Source organism: Ferrovibrio sp. GW821-FHT12F09 (assembly GCF_058806775.1).
This window is the reverse complement of the sequence record NZ_JBXAPZ010000001.1, coordinates 131,410-149,759: the sequence shown is the minus strand read 5'-3', so window position 1 is coordinate 149,759 and position 18,350 is coordinate 131,410. Positions and strand designations below refer to the sequence as shown.

Below are 18,350 nucleotides of genomic sequence, written 5' to 3'. Positions count from 1 at the left end.
AGCAGGCAGAGACGCATGAGCGATCTCGGCCCGCTTGCGCCTGCGGCCCCTCCGGTTTCATCGACGCCGGCCACCGCGCCGGTTGCCCAGCCGCCGGCACCGCAGACTCCCGCGCCGACCAGCGGTCAGACTCCACCATCGCCCGGCACGCTGCTGCAGGGCAGCGCCGCCGCCATCGATGCCGCCGCCAGCGAACTGAGCCAGGGCGGCCAGATATCGGCCCAGGTGGTGGCGCGCGACCAGGCCGCGCTGGTGATCCGCACGGCGGCGGGCAACCTCATCAGCCTGGCCGGCGATCTCGCGGCCAAGCTCGAACAGGCCAATATCGCGGTGCTTACCGCCGCGCTGAAAATCCAGCTCACCCCGCAGAACCCGCAACAGGCCACGGTGCTCAGCGCCAATGGCGTGACGCTGCAGCCGCCCCTGCCGGCTCTGGCGCAGCCGCCGACCGCCGCGCAACTGGCGCTGGCCGTATCGCCGCCGCAGCCTTCGGCATCGCCGACGCCGGTGCTGCCGCAGCCGGGCCAGACTCTGAGCGCCGTGGTGGTCGCGCCGCCTGCACCGGGCACGCCAGCCGCCGCCATGCCATTGCCGGCAGGCAGCCAGTTGCAGGTGGTGGTGCAAAGCGCCACCTTGCCCGCCACGCCAGCCACACCGGCGGGCGCTACGCCATCGATGCCGCTGCCGGCCGCCGCGGGCACACCCGCCGCGATTCCGCCGGCCGCAACACCAGCTGCCGCCACGCCGGCCGTGGCGCCGGCTGTGACTGTGCCGGCGCCCTCGATTCCGACCACGCTTTCAGCACCGCTCGCCGCCGCCTTGCTGCAACAGGCCGCGGCCACGCCGCCCACCGCTCCGCAGCCGATCCTGCCGCAGGCCCAGGCGGCCCAGCAGGCGCTGCCCTCTGCATTGGCGAACCAGCAGCCCCTGCCGCAGCCGGCGATGGCCGGGCAGGTGATCACCGGCGTGGTTTCGGGCCAGACCGCCAACGGCCAGATGCTGGTCAGCACACCGCAGGGTATCCTGACCCTCAGTCTGAGCCAGCCGCTGCCGGCCGGTACACAGCTTTCGCTCGAACTCGCCGCCATCACCCGGCCGCCGCCGCCGACCGCCACCGCGCTCGGCCCGCCGCCGCTCGGCAGCGTGCTGACACGGCTGCAGGGCGAATGGCCGACACTGCAGCAGACGCTCGATGCCGTGCGCGCCACCGATCCGGTGCTGGCCCAGCGCCTGCAGGATATGCTGCCGCAGGCCAATGCGCGGCTGGCCTCTGCCGCCCTGCAGTTCATGGCCGCCGCCGCGGCCGGCAGCGCCCAGGCCTGGCTCGGTGCCGAGACCGTGCGCAAGCTGGAGGGTCAGGGCAAAGGCGACCTGCTGAAAAAGCTGGATGACGATTTCCGCGAGCTTGGCCGGCTCAACAGCCGCCAGGGCGATACCGACTGGCAGGCGGTGGTGATGCCGATGCTGATCGGCGGCAAGGTCGAGCCGATCCAGATTTTCATGCGCCGGCGCAAGAACAAGGAAAAGAAGCAGTCGCAGACCCGCTTCATCATCGACTTCGATCTGGAAAGCACGGGGCCGATCCAGTTCGACGGTTTTGTCGGTCCCAAGCAGCTGGATCTGGTGCTGCGTTCGGAAAGCGAATTCGGGCCGGCCTTCCGCCTGGATGTGACCGGCATCTTCACCAGCGCCCTGGAAATCACCGGCATGGTCGGCTCGATCCGCTTCCATGACCGGGAAAAGCCGCTGCCCTGGCCGAGCCCCGAGCTGGAAGGCCGGGCCCACAGCACCGAAATCAAGGCCTAGGCCCCACCCCTCGCGACAGACGCAAGAAACGGATATCGATACGACGCGACAGCGCTACAGTGCGCCGGCGCTGAGGGAGAGCGGCAGGATGAGATTGCAGGTCTGGCTGATGCTGCTGGCGCTTTCGGTGCTGTGGGGTGGCTCGTTTTTCTTCGTTGCCATCGCCGTGCGCGAACTGCCGCCGCTCACGCTGGCCACCTGCAGGGTCGGGCTGGCGGCCATGGTGCTGCTGCCGGTGCTCTACGCCACCGGCCGGCGGCTGCCGGCAGACGCCGTCACCTGGCGCGCCTGCATCACGATCGGCCTGCTCAACAACGTGATTCCCTTCTCGCTGATCTTCTGGGCGCAGAGCCAGATTCCCAGCGGGCTGGCCTCGATCCTCAACGCCACCACGCCGATCTCGACGGCGCTGGTCGCGCATGTGTTCACGACGGACGAGAAGCTGACGCCGAACCGCATCCTCGGCGTGCTGCTGGGCTTTGCCGGCGTCGCGGTGATGCTGGGCCCTGATCTGCTCACCGGCCCGGACAGTCTTCTGGGCCATAATGTGCTGGCGCAGGGCGCCGTGCTGCTGGCCACGCTGTCCTATGCCTGCTCGGGGGTCTACGGCCGGCGCTTCCGCCAGATGAATGTCGAACCGGTGGTCGTCGCCGGCGGACAGCTGCTGTCCTCCACCGTCCTGCTGTTGCCCATCGCGCTGCTCGCCGACCAGAGCTGGCGGCTGCCGCTGCCGTCATGGCAGGCGCTGGCGGCCTTGCTGGCGCTCGCCATCTTTTCAACAGCGCTGGCCTATGTGCTGTTCTTCCGTGTCATGGCCGCCGCCGGCAGTAACGTCAATCTGGTGACCCTGCTGGTGCCGGTCAGCGCCATCCTGCTGGGCGTGCTGGTGCTGAGGGAAACCCTGGCGCCGCGCCATTTTGTCGGCATCGGTGCGATTGCGCTCGGTCTGGCCGCGATTGACGGCCGCCTGCTGCGCCGTCAGCCCGGCTGATCGCCTGGCTGTTCCTGGCGGCGGCGGAAGCCCTGCAGGCCGGCCTCGTCCATCTCCGCCTGTTCGCGCTTTTCCTGCTTCTGGCGTTCGCGCTTTTCCCAGTTCTCGAGCACCAGTTCGTATTTCTTCAGCTCGCGGAAAGCGTCGTTGACCTCTTCCTGGGCGGCGGCGATGCGGTCGATCACTTCCTCGCGCGAGACATCCAGATTGGCGCGACGCTCGCGGTTCATCTTGCGATAGGCGGCAAAGCCGAAGCTGGCTTCATAATGCTGGGTGGCAACCTTGCGTTCCTGTTCCAGCTGCTCGTCCAGCGCCATCATCTGGCGCTCGATGCCGGTGCGCAGGATTTCCAGATCGACAACGACGCGACGCCGCTCGTCGAGCTTCCATTTCCATAACCGGATAAGGCCGCCAATGCCACGCATGATTCAGGCCCTGCCGCTTGCCGACATCAGCGCGAGATTCCTTCACCCTGGAGGAAGATATCGGCCAGCTGGACGTAGCAGCCTTCCAGATCGGCGCGTTCGCTTTTCTGCTGCTTGAGGAAGGCTTCCAGCATTGGCTGGTAACGGATTGCCTCATCGACTTTCGGATCGGAGCCGTTGCGATAGGCGCCCAGCCGGATCAGTTCGGCCATGTCGTCATAGGTGGCCATCAGCTGGCGCGCCCGCGTCACCAGCAGGTTTTCATCTTCGGTGTTGCAGCCCGGCATGGTGCGCGAGATCGAGCGCAGGATATTGATGGCGGGATAGCGGCCGCGCTCGGCGATGGCGCGTTCCATCACGATATGGCCATCGAGAATACCGCGGGTCGCATCGGCGATCGGCTCGTTATGGTCGTCGCCATCCACCAGCACGGTGAACAGCCCGGTGATGCTGCCCTCCTCGGTGCCGGGACCGGCGCGTTCCAGCAGGCGCGGCAGTTCGGCGAAGGTGGTGGGTGGATAACCCTTGGCCGTCGGCGGTTCGCCGCCCGACAGGCCGATCTCGCGCTGGGCCATGGCGAAACGCGTCACCGAGTCCATCAGGCAGAGCACCTGGTTGCCCTGGTCGCGGAAATACTCCGCCACCGCCAGCGTCATATAGGCGGCCTGGCGGCGCACCAGCGCCGGTTCGTCCGAAGTGGCGACCACGATCACGGTGCGGGCGAGGCCCGCTTCGCCCAGATCGTCCTCGATGAATTCCTGCACCTCGCGGCCGCGTTCGCCGATCAGGCCGACCACATTGACGTCGGCTTCGGTGTAGCGCGCCATCATCGACAGCAGCACGGACTTACCCACGCCCGAGCCGGCGAAGATGCCCATGCGCTGGCCGCGGCAGCAGGAGATGAAGGTGTTGATCGAGCGGATGCCGAGATCGATCTTGGCGCCGACGCGCTTGCGCGAATTGGCCGGCGGCGGATTGGCGCGTAGCGGATAGGGCCGGTTGCCGTTCTGCAGCGGCGGTCCGCCATCCAGCGGACGGCCGAGGCCATCGATGACGCGGCCGCGCCAGCTCAGATCGGGATAGACCACCGGCTGGTCCTCGCCGACCACGGCGCGGCAGCCCAGGCCGACACCGTCGAGCGAGGCATAGGGCATCAGCAGGGCGCGGTTCTGGCGGAAGCCGACCACCTCGCATTCGACATTGCGGTGATCGCGGGCCAGCAGATGGACGCGGGAACCGATGGACAGGTGGCGCTCGACACCGGCGATTTCGACCAGCAGGCCCTGGATGGAGGTCACCCGGCCGGTGAAGCTGACATCCTTGATCCGGTCCAGGTCCATCAGCAGGCTGTGCATTGCGCCTCATCCATCGGGTTGAAAAAAGACCCTACAGGTCAAAGCCTTAACCGGCGGTAAAGCCTCTGGTTATGGCAGCCCGGCCAGGCCAATTTACCATGGTTTTTCGGGCCCAGCCTGCCCATATAGGATGCAGCGTTAAAGAATGCGTTAACTTCGTTTGTTAACGATGGTAAATTAACCCGAATCGGGCGGAAAAACGCCAAACCTAGGATGACGGGCCTGTTGATAACCCGCAATCCGCAAACGCCACCGCGCGTGGGGGTGCTGCCATGCGAGTGCTGTTGATCGAAGACGATGCCAATATGGCCAAGAGCATCGAACTGATGCTCGGCGCCGAGGGCTTCAATGTCTATCGCACGGAATACGGCGAAGAGGGCTTGGACCTCGGCAAGCTGTATGACTACGACATTATCGTGCTCGACCTGAACCTGCCCGACATGCACGGCTATGACGTGCTGAAAAAGCTGCGGGCCGCCAAGGTGAACACCCCGATCCTGATCCTCTCGGGCATGGGCGAGCCCGACAAGAAGGTGAAGGGCCTCGGCTTCGGCGCCGACGACTACATCACCAAGCCCTTCAACAAAGACGAACTGATCGCGCGCATCAACGCCATCGTGCGACGCGCCAAGGGTCATTCTCAGTCAGTGATCCAGACCGGCAAGCTGACCGTCAATCTCGACGCCAAGTCGGTCGAGGTCGAGGGCGGCCGCCTGCATCTGACCGGCAAGGAATATGCCATGCTGGAGCTGCTCTCGCTCCGCAAGGGTACGACGCTGACCAAGGAGATGTTCCTCAATCATCTCTACGGCGGCATGGACGAGCCGGAGCTGAAGATCATCGACGTCTTCATCTGCAAGCTGCGCAAGAAGATCGCCTCGGCCACGGCCGGCGACAATTACATCGAGACGGTCTGGGGCCGCGGCTATGTGCTGCGCGACCAGGTCGAGCCGGTGGCCGCTGGCGCCAAGCGGGCCGCTGGCGCACGCTGAGCCGCGCTGAACGGAATCTGGGAAAGCCGGCCATGGGCCGGCTTTTTCATGTGCTAGACTCATGCCCATGACGACGCGCGAATCATCAGATGTCGATATCCGGATGGGCGATGCGCTCGACATTCTGTCGACACTGCCGGACGCATCCGTCGATCTGGTGATCGCCGATCCGCCGTATAACCTGAACAAGGATTACGGCAACGGCTCGGATACCCGCGATTTCGACGCATATCTGGATTTCTCGCGCCGCTGGCTGGGTGAATGCCGGCGGGTGATAAAGCCGCAGGCCACGCTTTATGTCTTCATGGGTGTGCGCTTCATCTCGTATATCTACGACATTCTGGAGCGCGAACAGCGCCTACGTTTCAACAGCTGGATCTGCTGGCATTACACGCAGGGGCTTGGCAAGACGCGTGGTTTCTCACCGCGCCATGACGATATCCTGATGTTCACGGCATCCGACGCCTTCACCTTCAATCTCGATGCCGTGCGCGTGCCGCAGAAATACTATCGCGAGCGCAACAACATGCGGGGCGCCAATCCGGGCGATGTCTGGGGCTTTTCCCATGTGCATTATTCGCATCCGAACCGCCAGCCGCATCCGACCCAAAAGCCTGAAGGGCTGATCGAGCGCATGGTGAAGGCGTCGAGCCATCCCGGCGATCTGGTGCTCGATCCCTTTGCAGGCAGCGGCACGGTGCCGCGGGTCTGCCAGCAACTGGACCGGCGCTGTATCGGGATCGAGCTTAATCCCGATTATGTCGCCGGCATCGAACAGCGGCTGGCGCAGCCGTTTGACGGATTCGACAGTATCGATCCACGCATGGAACGCGTGCCGCTCGACCTGCGGCGGGCGGACTTACGCGAAAGCTATCTCGCCAATCATGAAGACTGGTTTCTCGACAAGCACGAGAATGCAGTCGACAAATTCCGCAAGGAAGTGAGGCGGGTCTATGGCGGCAAAGGTGCGCCGCCACCAGCCGCCGATGACGGCGACGATCCTTTCGACGGGCAGTAGGCGTCAGGCCGTAAAGCTCAGGCGCAGCGTTTCACCTTCGGTGCTGCTACTCACACGATGGCCGGCGCTTTCGGCCAGCAGCCGGGCATAGCGGGCCACGGCCGGACCGGGATCGCGGGGCCAGTCGGCGGCATCGCCGAAAGCCGCCGCGATGTCCTCGTTCCAGCGCAGCATGGCGCCTTCGCCGCGGATCGCCCAGCCATTGCCCTCGCGCTGCAGCGTCAGCGTGCCGCCGCGCGGCAGGGCGCCGCCGGCCAGCGACAGGCCCAGCAGCAGCGCCTTGCCCAACGGCTTGGGGATATCGGCATCCTGTTCGGGCAGGTGCAGGGCGAGTTTGCCGCCGGCGAAATAGTCGCGCGCCACCCGGCCCAGTTCCGACAGGCCCAGGCTGTCCTGCAGGCCCCCCGAAGCGCCCAGCGCCAGGCGGAAAAAGCCCAGCCGCCGCGCGGCATCGCCGGCCGATTGCGCGATCAGGCCGATGGCTTCCTCGCGCATCGCGACATCGGTTTCCTCGGTCAGCAGTTCGACGCCGTTATTCACCGCGCCGATGCTGCCGGCCAGGTCGTGGCAGAGCCGCGAGCAGATCAGCGCGATCAGTTCGGCCGTTTCGGCGGTGGCGGGCGGATGTCCCATGCGGATTCCCGAGTTCGGCATATGGCAGGCGGGCGTCGCCCTGTTTAGAATGTCCGCTTCAGGCAAGCAACAGCGAGTATCGGGCATGCTGGCGCCATATGCTCCGGGCGACTGGGTGGAGAATCCGCTGGAACGGGACTGGGGCCCGGGCCAGGTGCAGTCTGCGGTCGGCCCGCGCGTCACCGTGAACTTCCTGCATGTCGGCAAGCGCCTGATCAATACCGAACAGGTGCCGCTGAAGACCATCCGGCCGCCGGAAGACTGAGCTGGGACTGTGAAACCGTCATGAGCACCGATCTGCGTCCGTTAGGCGCCGCCCTGCTGCCGCTGGCGCGCGAGGCCGGTGCCGCCATCATGGCGGTCTACGCCACCGCCTTCGCCACCCGCGCCAAGGCCGATCACAGCCCGGTCACCGATGCCGACGAGGCGGCCGAGACCATCATCCTGCAGGGCCTGCACCGGCTGACAGCCGATGTGCCGGTGGTGGCGGAAGAGCAGATGTCGACCGGCCATGTGCCACAGATCGATGGCGAGCGTTTCTGGCTGGTCGATCCACTGGATGGCACGCGCGAATTCGTCGAGCGCAACGGCGAATTCACCGTCAACATCGCCCTGATCGAACGTGGCCGGCCGGTGCTCGGTATCGTCAGTGCGCCGGCGCTGGGCGACACCTGGCTCGGCATCGCCGGTATCGGCGCACGCCGCTTCAACGGCCATAGCGACACGGTCGGGCGCGAGATCGCCGCACGTACCGTGCCACGCGCGGGCGCCCAGGTGCTGGTCAGCCGCAACCATCGCGAGGCCGCGGTGGATGCCTGGCTGCAGAAGCAGCTCGCTCCGCTGACCTGTACGGTCGGCAGTTCGCTGAAATTCTGCCGCATCGCCGAAGGTGCGGCCGATCTCTATCCGCGCTTTGCCTCGATCTCGGAATGGGATACGGCGGCGGGGCAGGCAGTGCTGGAAGCGGCCGGCGGCGCGGTGCTGACCTGGGATGACAATTACAGGGAAGGCGGCCCGCTGGCCTATGGCAAGCCGCAATTCCGCAACCCGGGTTTCCTGGCGCGCGGCGCGCTCTGATGGCGCAGATCGGGGCGCTGCTCGACGAGTTCGGTTATCTCGCAGTCCTGATCGGCACGTTCCTCGAAGGCGAAACCATCCTGGCGCTGGCCGGTTTTGCCGCGCATCAGGGCTATCTCCGTCTCGACCTCACGATCCTCGCCGCCTTCATCGGTTCAGCAGCCGGCGACCAGCTGTGGTTCCTGCTGGCGCGCTGGCGCGGTCGACGCTGGCTGCTGCAGCGGCCCGACTGGCAGGCGCGGCTGGCGCCTGCCACCCGCTGGCTCGAACGCTATCCGGTGCTGTTCGTGCTGGGCTTCCGTTTCGTTTACGGCATCCGCAATGTGGCGCCGGTGGCCATCGGCCTCAGCAATGTACCGACCGGCCGCTTCGTGCTGCTGAATCTGTTGGCCGCCGCGATCTGGGCCACGGTGTTCGGCTGGCTCGGCTATCTGTTCGGCGAGGCGATCGAGACCCTGCTCGGCCGGTTGCAACGCTTCGAGCATATCCTGCTGGCGGGACTGGTGCTGGCCGTCGCGCTGGTTTTTCTGGCGCGCTGGCTGGCCCGGCGTCTGCGGCGCAAATTGCCCTAGACGACGGCCACGTCCACCAGGATGGCGGCATAGTGACAAGCCGCCGCTGCCAGCACGAAAACATGCCAGATCGCGTTCTGGAATGGCAGGCGCTCCCACAGATGGAAGACGACGCCCAGGCTGTAGAGCGCGCCGCCGGTGATCAGCAGGATCAGGCCGGCCAGGGAGGCGCTGCTGACCAGCGGCTGCAACGCTGCCAACACGGTCCAGCCGAGCAGGAGGTAGACGGCCACCGACAGCCTGTCGAAGCGCGTGGGATAGATCAGCTTTAGCGCCACGCCGATCAGCGCCACGCTCCAGACGAAGCCGAGCAGGGCCCACCCCCAGGCGCCGCCGATCAGCAGCAGGCTGAACGGCGTATAGGTGCCGGCGATCATCACGAAAATGGCGGCATGGTCGAAACGGCGGAACAGGGCTTTGCGTTGCGCATGGCTGGTCAGGTGATACAGCGCCGAACAGCTGATGGTGGCCAGCAGGCCGAAGCCATAGAGGCCGAGGCTGATGCCGCGCGGCAGGTCCGGGTTCAGGCAGAGCAGCACGACCAGCGTGGCGACCGCGCCGACGGCGAAGGCGAGGCCCAGCAGATGCACCACTGCATCGGCGATCAGCTCGGCACGGCTGCACTGTCGAGGAACAGATTGGCGAGCGACAGACTGACGGACCATGACAGCGCTCCCGACAAAAGACGAGAGCAGCTTACAGGATAAAATGCGGCGGGAGAATGACGGCTTTGCAGGCTTAGCGGTAGAGGTCGTCGCCGCGTTCGCTGACCTGGGCCGGTTCATAGCCGCGCAGCGAGGCGAAGAGCAGCAGCTGGTCCGGCGTCAGCGTATCGCGGGCGGCCAGATGGCCGCGCAGGCGGGTGGCGCGGATGCGGCCCTGCAGCGAGCCGATCTTCTGCGTCAGCGCATCGATGCGGGTCGGCTCGACATTATTCTCGACAAAGGCGCGGTCCAGCCGGCGTTCCTCGATGACAACGCGGCGGGCCAGCGAGGTCACCTCGGAGTCAAGGTCATGCTGCATCTGCCGCAGGCGCTGGCGTTGGTCAGGCTCCAGGCCGAGCGCATCGGCCAGCAACAGCAGGCTCTGCGGGGCGGGGAACAGGTTGCGCTCGCTGAGCGTCAGGTCGGCGGCATTGGCCGGCACCACGAAGGCGGCGGTGGGCGGAATGGTCGGAATATCCGCATCGGCTGCGGCCTGCGGCTGCGGTGTGCGCAGCTGCTCGCGGGTGATCGAACCGACAGCGACCCCGGCGGCAAGCGTCAGGCCGAACAAAAGCGTGGCGACCAGACGGCGCATCACAACATCTCTCCCTAAATTTACGGGCGGCCGAATCTCTCTGTGGATTCGGCAGCGAGCGCAACCTAGGGCGGCCGCGTTTATTTTTCGGTGACGATGATCACGCTGGCGTCGGGTGATTCGGCATAAAGCCGCATCACATCGGCGTGACGGCGCTCCAGCGTCGCCCGCTGGTTGATATAGCCCTTGTCGGTGATCTCGTTGGCATCGATGGATGGCGGGTCCGACAGCAGGATCACACGGGCGATCTTCATGGAGCTGCCACCCTGCGCGGTATTATGGGATGCAAGCATCTGCGCAATGCGGGTGTGCAACTCCGAAGACGGCAAGTCTTTCGCGGCAGCCGAGGGCCAGGCCAGCAGGCCGACGAAGCCGTGATCCTGCCCGGTGACCACGGCGTCCTGCAGCAGCGGCGAACAGGCCGCCAGCGCCGCCACGCGCACGCCGCCCACATGCACCCAGGTGCCGGTGGTCAGCTTGAAGTCTTCGGCGATGCGGCCGTCGAAGACCACGCCCCTGGCCGGATCGGTCTCGTCGGCCAGTCTTGCCGCGTCGCCGATGCAGTAAAAGCCCTCCGTGTCGAAGGCCTTCCGCGTCTGCGCGTCGTCGCCGATATAGCCCGGTGTGACATTCGGGCCTTTCACGCGGATCTCCAGCTTCGAGCCGGACGGCACGAATTTCAACTGCACGCCCGGCACTGGCACGCCGATCACGCCGGCACGCTCGATGGGGAAATGCGCCGCCGTCGCCAGCGGCGAGGTCTCGGTCGAGCCCCAGCTCGAGGTCATGCAGACGCGCTTGCCGAGCGTGCGGATGCTCAAGGCCTCCAGCCGCGTCCACAGATCGGGCGGCAAGGCAGCGCCTGCATAAAATATCATTTGAAGGCGGCTGAAGAACTGGCGGCACAGCGCCTCATCCTGTTCCAGATGCGGCAGCAGCATGGCGTAGCCGGCGGGTACATTGAAATACACGGTCGGCGCGATCTCGCGCAGGTTGGCGACGGTCTTTTCGACCAGGCCCGGTGCCGGCTTGCCATTGTCGATATACAGCGTGCCGCCCTGGCGCAGCACCATGTTGAAATTGTGGTTGCCGCCGAAGGTGTGGTTCCACGGCAGCCAGTCGAGCAGCACGGTGCGCTGCTCTTGCAGGAAGGGCCAGATCTGCGCGATGGCCTGCTGGTTGCTGCTCAGCATGCGATGGGTGTTGATCACGCCCTTGGGCAGGCCGGTGGAGCCGGAGGTGAACAGATACTTCGCCACCCAGTCGGGGCTGATGCTGTTGAAGCGCGCATCCACGGCCGGTGTAGGCTTGGTATCCAGCAGCGGTTTCAGGTCGGTGATCTGTTCGATACCGGCGGGCAGCGTGGCCAGCACCTTCGCGAACGGCCCGCCCCCTTCGGCGAAAACGAGCTTCGGCTGCACCAGGCCGACGATGTGATGCACCTTGGCGCAATCGCCGCTCATCAGCGAATAGGCGACGCTCACCGGTGTCACCGGCACGCCGGCGACGAAGCCGCCCAGCATCAGCAGGGCATGGTCGATGCTGTTGCCCGAGAGGATGACGATGGGCGTGGTCTGGTCCAGGCCGCGGTCGAGCAGCGCCTGCGCGATGCTGCGGGCGGCCTGCCAGGCCTGGCCATAGGTGATCTCGCGCCAGCCGTCGCCGCGGCGCTCGGCGAGGAACAGGCCATCAGGCTGGCTTTGTGCCTGCTGCATCAGCACCAGGCCGAGATGGTCGGGATGCGGCTGCAGCGCGGCCTCGGCTTCCAGGATAAAGCTGCCATCGGCACGGTCGGTGCGGCGCACGCGCGGCGTGGCCAGGGCGAGCGGCAGGAAGGGCGGCTTGGTCTCGGACGCGGATTCGCCCTGCTGGATCATGTTCCCTCCCGGAAACGGCGCTGCGATTTTGTAAGGCAGCATTACAATGTGGCTGCATCATAACGCGTCGCCACGAGGGGGCAAGGGCTAAAGAAAGCTGTCATGGCCGAGCTTGTCCCGGCCATCCACGTGGTTGGGGCAGGGGGGAAAGGCGTGGATGCCCGGCACAAGGCCGGGCATGACACGAGATAGTTTATTTTGCGATATCGAGCACCACGCGGCCGCGGATCTGGCCGGCGAGGATTTTCGGCGCCAGGTCGAACACGGCGGAGAGCGGATGCTCTTCGGTGATCGTGCCCAGCTTGTCGCGGGGCAGATCCTGGGCGAGCTGCCACCAGGCGCGTTTGCGCTTGTGCATCGGCGCCATCACGGAATCGACACCAAGCAGGCTGACATTGCGCAGGATGAAGGGGAAGACGCTGGCAGGCAGGTCCATGCCGCCGGCCAGGCCACAGGCGGCAACGAAGCCGCCGTATTTCACCTGGCTCAGTACGGTGGCGAGCGTCTGGCCGCCGACGGAATCGACCGCCGCCGCCCAGCGTTCCTTGGCCATGGGCGCGCCCTTCTGTGCCAGCTCCTCGCGGGTAACGAAGCCTTTCGCGCCCAGGGCGGTCAGATAGTCATGGGTCTCGGGCCGGCCGGTGGCGGCGATCACCGTATAGCCGCGCTTGGCCAGCAGCGTCACGGCAATCGAGCCGACACCGCCGGCCGCACCGGTCACCAGCACCTCGCCATCGGCCGCATTGAGCCCGGCATCTTCCAGCGCCTGCACGCAGAGCATGGCGGTATAGCCGGCGGTACCGATGGCCATCGCCTGCTGCATGGAAAACGCATCGGGCAGGCGCACCAGCCAGTCGCTTTTCATCGAGGCGAAGCGGCTGTAGCCGCCCCACTGGTTTTCCGACAGGCCATAGCCGTTGACGATCACCTTCTCGCCCGGCTTGAAATCCGGGTTGCCGGAAACCACCACGGTGCCGGCGAGGTCGATGCCGGCCACCATCGGCAGCTTGCGGGCGATGCGTCCGCCGGTCAGCGCCAGGCCGTCCTTGTAGTTCAGGGTGGAATAGCCCACCTCGACCAGCACGTCGTTGGCCGGCAGCTCTTTTTTGGTCAGGTCCTTGAAGCCCGCCTTGGGCTTGCCGTCGACGTCTTCAATGACGACAGCGCGGAATGTCTCGGCCATTTTGATGGTGTTCCTGTCTGACTTAACGCAACGGCTCGAGGATCGAGACGTAGTTGGCGACGGCGACGCCGCCCATGTTGAAGACGCCACCCAACTTGGGGTTCTTGATCTGGATATCGCCGGCGGTGTTGGAGAGCTGCATCGCCGCCATCACATGCATCGACACGCCGGTGGCGCCGATCGGATGGCCTTTCGACTTCAGGCCGCCCGAAGGATTGACCGGCAGCTTACCGTCGGCCTGGGTCCAGCCTTCCATGATCGCTTTCGCGCCCTGGCCTTTTTCCACCAGGCCCATGGCTTCGTATTCGATCAGCTCGGCAATGGTGAAGCAGTCATGGCTCTCGGCGAAGGAAAGATCCCACACGGAAAGCCCCGCTTCGGCCAGCGCATCGGCCCAGGCCTTGGCCGGGCCATCGAAGGCAATGACGTCGCGCTTGGCCATCGGCAGGAAGTCCTGCACATGCTTGGAGGCTCGGAAGGCAATCGCCTTCTTCATGCCCAGCGCCGTCTGCACATCGGTTATCACCAGGGCGGCGGCGCCGTCCGACACCATCGAGCAGTCGGTGCGGCGCATGCCGCCGACCACGATGGGGTTCTTGTCGGACACGGTCTTGCAGAAGTCGTAGCCGAAATCCTTCTGCATATGCGCCAGCGGGTTCTTGCTGCCGTTCTTGTGGTTCTTGGCAGCGATCATCGCGGTGGCGTCCGACTGGTCGCCATAGCGCTGGAAATACTGCTTCTGGATCGAATCGAACACGCCGGCGAAGCCGCCTTCGTTGAAAACTTCCGTCTTCTTGTAGCTCGCCTTGACCAGGATATTGCCGACCATTTCGGTCGAGGCAGAGGTCATTTTCTCAACACCGACGCAGAGCACGAAGCGCGCCTTCCTGGCGGCAATCGCATTCAGGCCCTGGTAGATCGCCGCGGTGCCGGTAGAGCAGGCATTCTCCACGCGGGTCGCCGGCTTGAAGCGCAGGTCGGGGCTGGCCTGCAGCACAAGGGATGCCGTGAAATCCTGGTCGATCAGGCCGCCGTTGAAATGGCCCAGATAGATGGCATCCACATCCTTGGGCTCGATGCCGGCATCGCGGATCGCGCCGACCGCGACCTCGACGATCAAGTCCTCGGCATCGCGGCCATCCAGTTTGCCGAACTTGCTGTGGCTCCAGCCAACGATGCAGGCGGTCATGATGTCTCTCCCTGGTCCCTTGAATCAGTTTGTTCGGATTGCCCGTAAGGAGAGGGCGACACCGGTATTCCGTCAAGGCGCGGGCCCGGCCTCGGCCTGCCGGATCCGGGAAGCCTCCGCATCGCTCCGGATTGTTCCGGACGGTTCCCGGTGTTTCCGGATGCTTCCCGGTGCTTCCGGGTGCTTCCCCTGGCGTCCGGATGTTTCCCGTTGCTTCCGGCCGGTTCGGTTCCGGTTCGTTCAACTCTCACCTGTCTGTGGTTGCGGGACATACAACTAAAACGAATATATAAACTAAGGCATTGAAATATATAAACATGATGTGGGAACATTTAGTGAAAATTATCTTGATTTCAAGAGTGCATCGCTATAATGTTCCTGTATCGTTCAATTCAGGAGTTTTCCTATGACCGATTTCAGCGACCCCCTGTTTTCCGATACGGCAGCCGCCTTTCCGGTCGACCAGCGCCTGTTCGACCTGGCCGAAAGCGTCGGCATCGGCCGCGCCAACCGGCGCTCGGATGTCTTCAAGCTGCAGACCCTGCTGCATCGGGAGGGCTATCTGGATGCGGCCGGTCCGGCCAATGGCTGGGGCGGCGACTGGAGCAACCGCGATGACTACGCGCTCCGCCGCTTCCAGCGCGACAACGGCCTGGGCATCGACGGGCTGGCTGATCCCGATGGCGAGACCATCAGCGCCTTCCGCGGCTTCTATCCGCAGCCCGGTCTGCCGGTCGGGCAATCCGGTGATCGCGCCGCCGCCTGATGGCGGGCGGCATCGCTTCACTGAACCCGCGCGCGGGGTGGCGTTTCCGAGACCCACCGTCATCCCGCGCAAAGGTGCTTTTTGATGCGGGCTCTGCTGGCAGCGGAATCGGACGAGTGCCAATCGGCGTCACATTTACATAATCTTATTGCAATGCAGCGCACGCTGCCCCCAGGCTTTGACTGTTGGCGTGCCGGCTCCCGAGTCGGTTTCCAGGACGTCGGGTGTCGGCTCCCGCAGAAAGCAGGAGGCGCAGATGTCCGTTCATTCCCCAAGCAAGAAAACCGACCATGCAGCATGGCTGCAGAAGCTGCTGACCCACCGCCTGACCACGGCGGAAATCCTCTATCACATGCCCGATCACCCGACCCTGCTGCAGACCTATGTCTGGCAGGATTACGATCTGGCGCCGCGCTATCCAGGACTGAAGAAGTTTCTGGATTTCTGGGAGCGCGATCTGGATGGCAAGCTGCATTCGGTGCGGGTGGTTTCGGCCCGGCTGGTCAGCCCGGCCGAGGTGCGGGCTGCGGCAGCCAGCTACCATCTGCACTGAATAACCGGCAGGGACGGCAGGGTTTCCGGCGATTTCGCCGGCGGCCAGCGGCTGCGGCCAGCCGGCCGCCGTGCTAGGCTCGGCGCGGGGTATCATCACACCGCGAGCCGAGCCGTATGTCCGTCATTGCGTATCTGGAAGACTCCGCAGCACTGATCGCCAAGGCGGCGACGCCGGAAACGGCCGCAGTCGTGGAAAAGGCCATCGACCTGATCGTTGCGGCCCTGCGCCATGATCTGCCGCTGCTGGTCTGCGGCAATGGCGGTTCGGCTTCCGATGCCATGCATATCGCCGGCGAGCTGGTCGGGCGCTTCCTGAAAGAACGCCGCGCCCTCAACTGCATCGCGCTCGGCACCGATGCGGCGGTGACCACCGCCTGGAGCAACGATTACGATTTCACCAGTCTCTACGCACGCCAGGTGGAAGCCTATGGCCGCGAGCGCGGCGTGCTGCTGGGCATTTCCACCTCGGGCAATTCGGCCAATGTCATCCAGGCCGCCGAAGCGGCGCACAAAAAAGGCATGACGGTGATCGCGCTGACCGGCGAGACCGGCGGCAAGCTGAAAGCGGCTTGCGATGTGCTGATCACCGCGCCCTCGCGCCATACGCCGCATATCCAGCAGATCCACGCCTGCTATTACCATTACATCTGCGAACAGGTGGAAGCGCGGCTGGTGGCCTGATCGCGTGAGCGCAGGTCTCCAGAAACATCTCCTCACGCTGCCGGATGGCCGGCAGCTCGGCTGCTATCACCAGGCCGGAGCCGGCCCGGGCTTTTTCGGCGTCGGCGGTTATGCGCGGCAGAGCCCGATGGCCAAGCCGCTCGGCCCGGCGCTGTTCCAGTATGCGCAAAGTCGCGGTCAGGCCTGCCTGCTGTTGGATTTCCGCGGCCAGGGTGCATCGCCCGGCCAGCTTGCCGACCTGACGCTGCCCAACATGCGCGCCGACATCCTGTCGGTGGCGGCGCAGTTCAACCTGTCGGGCATGATCGGCATCGGAGCCAGTCTCGGCGGCTGGGCCCTGCTGGCGGCGCAGCAGGAAAATCCAGGACTGCTGCACAGTATGCTGGCGCTGGCACCAGCCGTGGACTGGGACCGGATTTACTTCGCGCCCAAGAAAGCCGCCGGCCAGATCGGCCAGACCAAGACCGGCGAATGGGTGGTGCAGGCCGATGGCATCGTCGCCCATCCGGCGCTGGTCGAGACCGCCGGCCAGGCCCGGCTCGATCCGGCCAAACTGCGGCTGCCCGGGGCATTGCGCATCCTGCAGGGCGAGGCGGATACGATCGTGACGGCCGCGGCGACGCAGGCGCTGGCCGGGTTGCTGGTGCCCTGTGCCGCTGTCAGCCTGCGGCTCATGCCCGGCATGGACCATAACCTGACGACGCTGCGCAGTGACGGTTCGGTAACGGCTTTTGCCGAAGAATGCGACGCGTTGCTGGCCGCGGCCGCAAAATCCTAACAGGCGGGAGCCATGGCCGAGTCAGTCCGTCCGTATATTTTCATGAACCTGTGGGGCCGCTGCGGCGCCATCTTCTTCCACAGCCTGTTCGACAACCATCCCGACCTCTCCACCATTCCCGGCATCGGGCCTTATAACCTGCTGGCCGAATATCTGCGCAAGCCGCCGGTCGCCACCGATCCGGTCACCGTGGCGAAATGGATCGCCACCGTCTTCAACAATTATTTCAACAACGATTTCTTCCGCAACGAAACCGGCCTGGATCGCCTGGGGCTCAACGGCGATGAAAAGGCGGCGGTGGATATCCAGCGCTTTTTCGAATTCGCCCTGGCCGATCAGCGCCAGCGCAACGACACTTCGCTGTTCGGCATCGCCGAGACCCTGCACAATGCCTGGGATCGCGTGCTCGGCCGCGCCGCGCCGCTGCCGATGGTATTCCTGCAGCTGCATAAGATGGCCATCGAGGCGTCGCCGAATATTGTCGCGGCGCTGCCCGAGAACCGCCGCGGCGTGCTGCTGGCGCGTGCCCCTATCGACACCGCGGAATCGAATCTGAACTACATGATCAACCGGCCGCCGATCCAGCGGAACCGCTTGAGCAAGATGTATGTGGTCAGCGGCGGCATGCTGGATTACCAGTACGGGCCGGCTTTCCTCGACTATCGCGCCATCACCGTGCGGCTGGAAGACCTGAAGAAAGCGCCGGAAGATTTCATGCGCCGCTTAAGCGATTTCTTGGGCCTGCGTTTTGATGACAGCCTGCTGCAGACCACGCAGATGGGCCGTTACTGGAAGACGCTGCCGACGCGCCGCAATCCGCAGATCAAGGATTTCGTCGCGCCGTCTTCGAACCCGGAAGGCTATCGCCTGACGCCGCGTGACCGTTCCCTGTTCGCCGCCCTCTATGACGGCATGCGCCGCTTCATGGACTATCCGGTGGAGGCCGAGCCGGCCTCGGAGAAAGAGCTGCAGGAAATCGTCAGCGGCGCGCCATTCGACTGGGAAATCATGATGGCCGAGGTGATCGGCTTCGATCCCCGCACCCTGCCGCAACAGCCCGACTACATCGGCTTCCGCCGCACGCTGGCCGCCCATATGGCGCGGCCGCGCTGGCAGGACTCGCACCTCAAGACCGAACGCCTGATTCTCTGAC

20 protein-coding genes are annotated in these 18,350 nt (G+C 65.1%); 12 read left to right on the top strand and 8 right to left on the bottom strand.

All coding sequences use genetic code 11. The features are described 5' to 3' along the window. The first annotated feature begins 15 nt into the window (after nucleotides 1-15). Nucleotides 16-1,806 carry a hypothetical protein gene (locus tag AC1ROB_RS00800; RefSeq protein WP_492972670.1) on the top strand — a complete coding sequence of 597 codons (1,791 nt, stop codon included), beginning with the start codon at nucleotides 16-18 and terminating at the stop codon, nucleotides 1,804-1,806. 88 nt (nucleotides 1,807-1,894) lie between these two features. After that, the gene (locus AC1ROB_RS00795; RefSeq protein ID WP_492972671.1) at nucleotides 1,895-2,797 is read left to right on the top strand and encodes a DMT family transporter; all 903 of its coding nucleotides are present in this window, start codon (nucleotides 1,895-1,897) and stop codon (nucleotides 2,795-2,797) included. Here the strand turns inward: AC1ROB_RS00795 and AC1ROB_RS00790 are convergent. Together AC1ROB_RS00790 and fliI are read right to left on the bottom strand one after the other, a co-directional pair. Beyond that, entirely contained in the window at nucleotides 2,785-3,222 is a 438-nt protein-coding gene (locus tag AC1ROB_RS00790) for a flagellar export protein FliJ (RefSeq protein ID WP_492972672.1), read from the bottom strand. The genes AC1ROB_RS00795 and AC1ROB_RS00790 overlap by 13 nt on opposite strands. 26 nt (nucleotides 3,223-3,248) lie before the next feature. Continuing rightward, the gene (fliI, locus tag AC1ROB_RS00785; protein ID WP_492972673.1) at nucleotides 3,249-4,577 is read right to left on the bottom strand and encodes a flagellar protein export ATPase FliI; all 1,329 of its coding nucleotides are present in this window, start codon (nucleotides 4,575-4,577) and stop codon (nucleotides 3,249-3,251) included. A 272-nt stretch (nucleotides 4,578-4,849) separates the two neighbouring features. Between fliI and ctrA the strand changes: the two genes are divergently transcribed. Continuing rightward, on the top strand, nucleotides 4,850-5,569 hold the full coding sequence (gene ctrA / locus AC1ROB_RS00780) for a response regulator transcription factor CtrA (protein ID WP_492972674.1): 720 nt from the start codon (nucleotides 4,850-4,852) through the stop codon (nucleotides 5,567-5,569). 67 nt (nucleotides 5,570-5,636) lie between these two features. Beyond that, nucleotides 5,637-6,587 (top strand): DNA methyltransferase, encoded by a 951-nt coding sequence (locus tag AC1ROB_RS00775; protein ID WP_492972675.1) that lies wholly within the window; start codon nucleotides 5,637-5,639, stop codon nucleotides 6,585-6,587. A 3-nt stretch (nucleotides 6,588-6,590) separates the two neighbouring features. Here AC1ROB_RS00775 and AC1ROB_RS00770 read toward each other — a convergent pair whose 3' ends face one another. Beyond that, nucleotides 6,591-7,220 carry a histidine phosphotransferase family protein gene (locus AC1ROB_RS00770; protein WP_492972676.1) on the bottom strand — a complete coding sequence of 210 codons (630 nt, stop codon included), beginning with the start codon at nucleotides 7,218-7,220 and terminating at the stop codon, nucleotides 6,591-6,593. Between the two features lie 85 nt (nucleotides 7,221-7,305). On the opposite strand from AC1ROB_RS00770, the gene AC1ROB_RS00765 reads away from it, so the two are divergent. Genes AC1ROB_RS00765 through AC1ROB_RS00755 form a run of 3 tightly spaced genes read left to right on the top strand, consistent with a single transcriptional unit; the run spans nucleotide 7,306 to nucleotide 8,869 of the window. Next, nucleotides 7,306-7,485, top strand: coding sequence for a DUF3553 domain-containing protein (locus tag AC1ROB_RS00765; RefSeq protein WP_492972677.1), 180 nt, complete (start codon nucleotides 7,306-7,308; stop codon nucleotides 7,483-7,485). A 20-nt stretch (nucleotides 7,486-7,505) separates the two neighbouring features. Next, the gene (gene cysQ, locus AC1ROB_RS00760; RefSeq protein ID WP_492972678.1) at nucleotides 7,506-8,297 is read left to right on the top strand and encodes a 3'(2'),5'-bisphosphate nucleotidase CysQ; all 792 of its coding nucleotides are present in this window, start codon (nucleotides 7,506-7,508) and stop codon (nucleotides 8,295-8,297) included. Further along, nucleotides 8,297-8,869: a DedA family protein gene (locus AC1ROB_RS00755; RefSeq protein WP_492972679.1), complete on the top strand. Its 573-nt coding sequence runs from the start codon at nucleotides 8,297-8,299 to the stop codon at nucleotides 8,867-8,869. Before cysQ ends, AC1ROB_RS00755 begins: the two co-directional genes overlap by 1 nt. On the opposite strand, the gene trhA is transcribed toward AC1ROB_RS00755, so the two are convergent. The 5 genes from trhA to AC1ROB_RS00730 form a co-directional block, all read right to left on the bottom strand. Next, on the bottom strand, nucleotides 8,866-9,534 hold the full coding sequence (gene trhA / locus AC1ROB_RS00750; RefSeq protein WP_492972680.1) for a PAQR family membrane homeostasis protein TrhA: 669 nt from the start codon (nucleotides 9,532-9,534) through the stop codon (nucleotides 8,866-8,868). The genes AC1ROB_RS00755 and trhA overlap by 4 nt on opposite strands. Nucleotides 9,535-9,607: 73 nt before the next feature. Then, complete coding sequence (locus tag AC1ROB_RS00745) at nucleotides 9,608-10,168, bottom strand: periplasmic heavy metal sensor (protein WP_492972832.1); 561 nt, start codon at nucleotides 10,166-10,168, stop codon at nucleotides 9,608-9,610. A gap of 80 nt (nucleotides 10,169-10,248) precedes the next feature. Next, nucleotides 10,249-12,045 (bottom strand): feruloyl-CoA synthase, encoded by a 1,797-nt coding sequence (locus AC1ROB_RS00740; RefSeq protein WP_492972681.1) that lies wholly within the window; start codon nucleotides 12,043-12,045, stop codon nucleotides 10,249-10,251. Between the two features lie 193 nt (nucleotides 12,046-12,238). Next, nucleotides 12,239-13,228 carry an acrylyl-CoA reductase (NADPH) gene (gene acuI, locus AC1ROB_RS00735; protein WP_492972682.1) on the bottom strand — a complete coding sequence of 330 codons (990 nt, stop codon included), beginning with the start codon at nucleotides 13,226-13,228 and terminating at the stop codon, nucleotides 12,239-12,241. A gap of 22 nt (nucleotides 13,229-13,250) precedes the next feature. Further along, entirely contained in the window at nucleotides 13,251-14,417 is a 1,167-nt protein-coding gene (locus AC1ROB_RS00730) for an acetyl-CoA acetyltransferase (RefSeq protein WP_492972683.1), read from the bottom strand. Between the two features lie 406 nt (nucleotides 14,418-14,823). On the opposite strand from AC1ROB_RS00730, the gene AC1ROB_RS00725 reads away from it, so the two are divergent. The 5 genes from AC1ROB_RS00725 (at nucleotide 14,824) to AC1ROB_RS00705 (ending at nucleotide 18,349) form a co-directional block, all read left to right on the top strand. Then, nucleotides 14,824-15,183: a peptidoglycan-binding domain-containing protein gene (locus AC1ROB_RS00725; protein WP_492972684.1), complete on the top strand. Its 360-nt coding sequence runs from the start codon at nucleotides 14,824-14,826 to the stop codon at nucleotides 15,181-15,183. Between the two features lie 256 nt (nucleotides 15,184-15,439). Beyond that, entirely contained in the window at nucleotides 15,440-15,736 is a 297-nt protein-coding gene (locus tag AC1ROB_RS00720; protein ID WP_492972685.1) for an usg protein, read from the top strand. 116 nt (nucleotides 15,737-15,852) lie between these two features. Further along, nucleotides 15,853-16,419: a D-sedoheptulose-7-phosphate isomerase gene (locus AC1ROB_RS00715; protein WP_492972686.1), complete on the top strand. Its 567-nt coding sequence runs from the start codon at nucleotides 15,853-15,855 to the stop codon at nucleotides 16,417-16,419. 4 nt (nucleotides 16,420-16,423) lie between these two features. Beyond that, nucleotides 16,424-17,197 carry an alpha/beta hydrolase gene (locus tag AC1ROB_RS00710; protein WP_492972687.1) on the top strand — a complete coding sequence of 258 codons (774 nt, stop codon included), beginning with the start codon at nucleotides 16,424-16,426 and terminating at the stop codon, nucleotides 17,195-17,197. A 12-nt stretch (nucleotides 17,198-17,209) separates the two neighbouring features. Then, entirely contained in the window at nucleotides 17,210-18,349 is a 1,140-nt protein-coding gene (locus AC1ROB_RS00705) for a transposase (RefSeq protein ID WP_492972688.1), read from the top strand. Nucleotide 18,350: the final 1 nt, after the last annotated feature.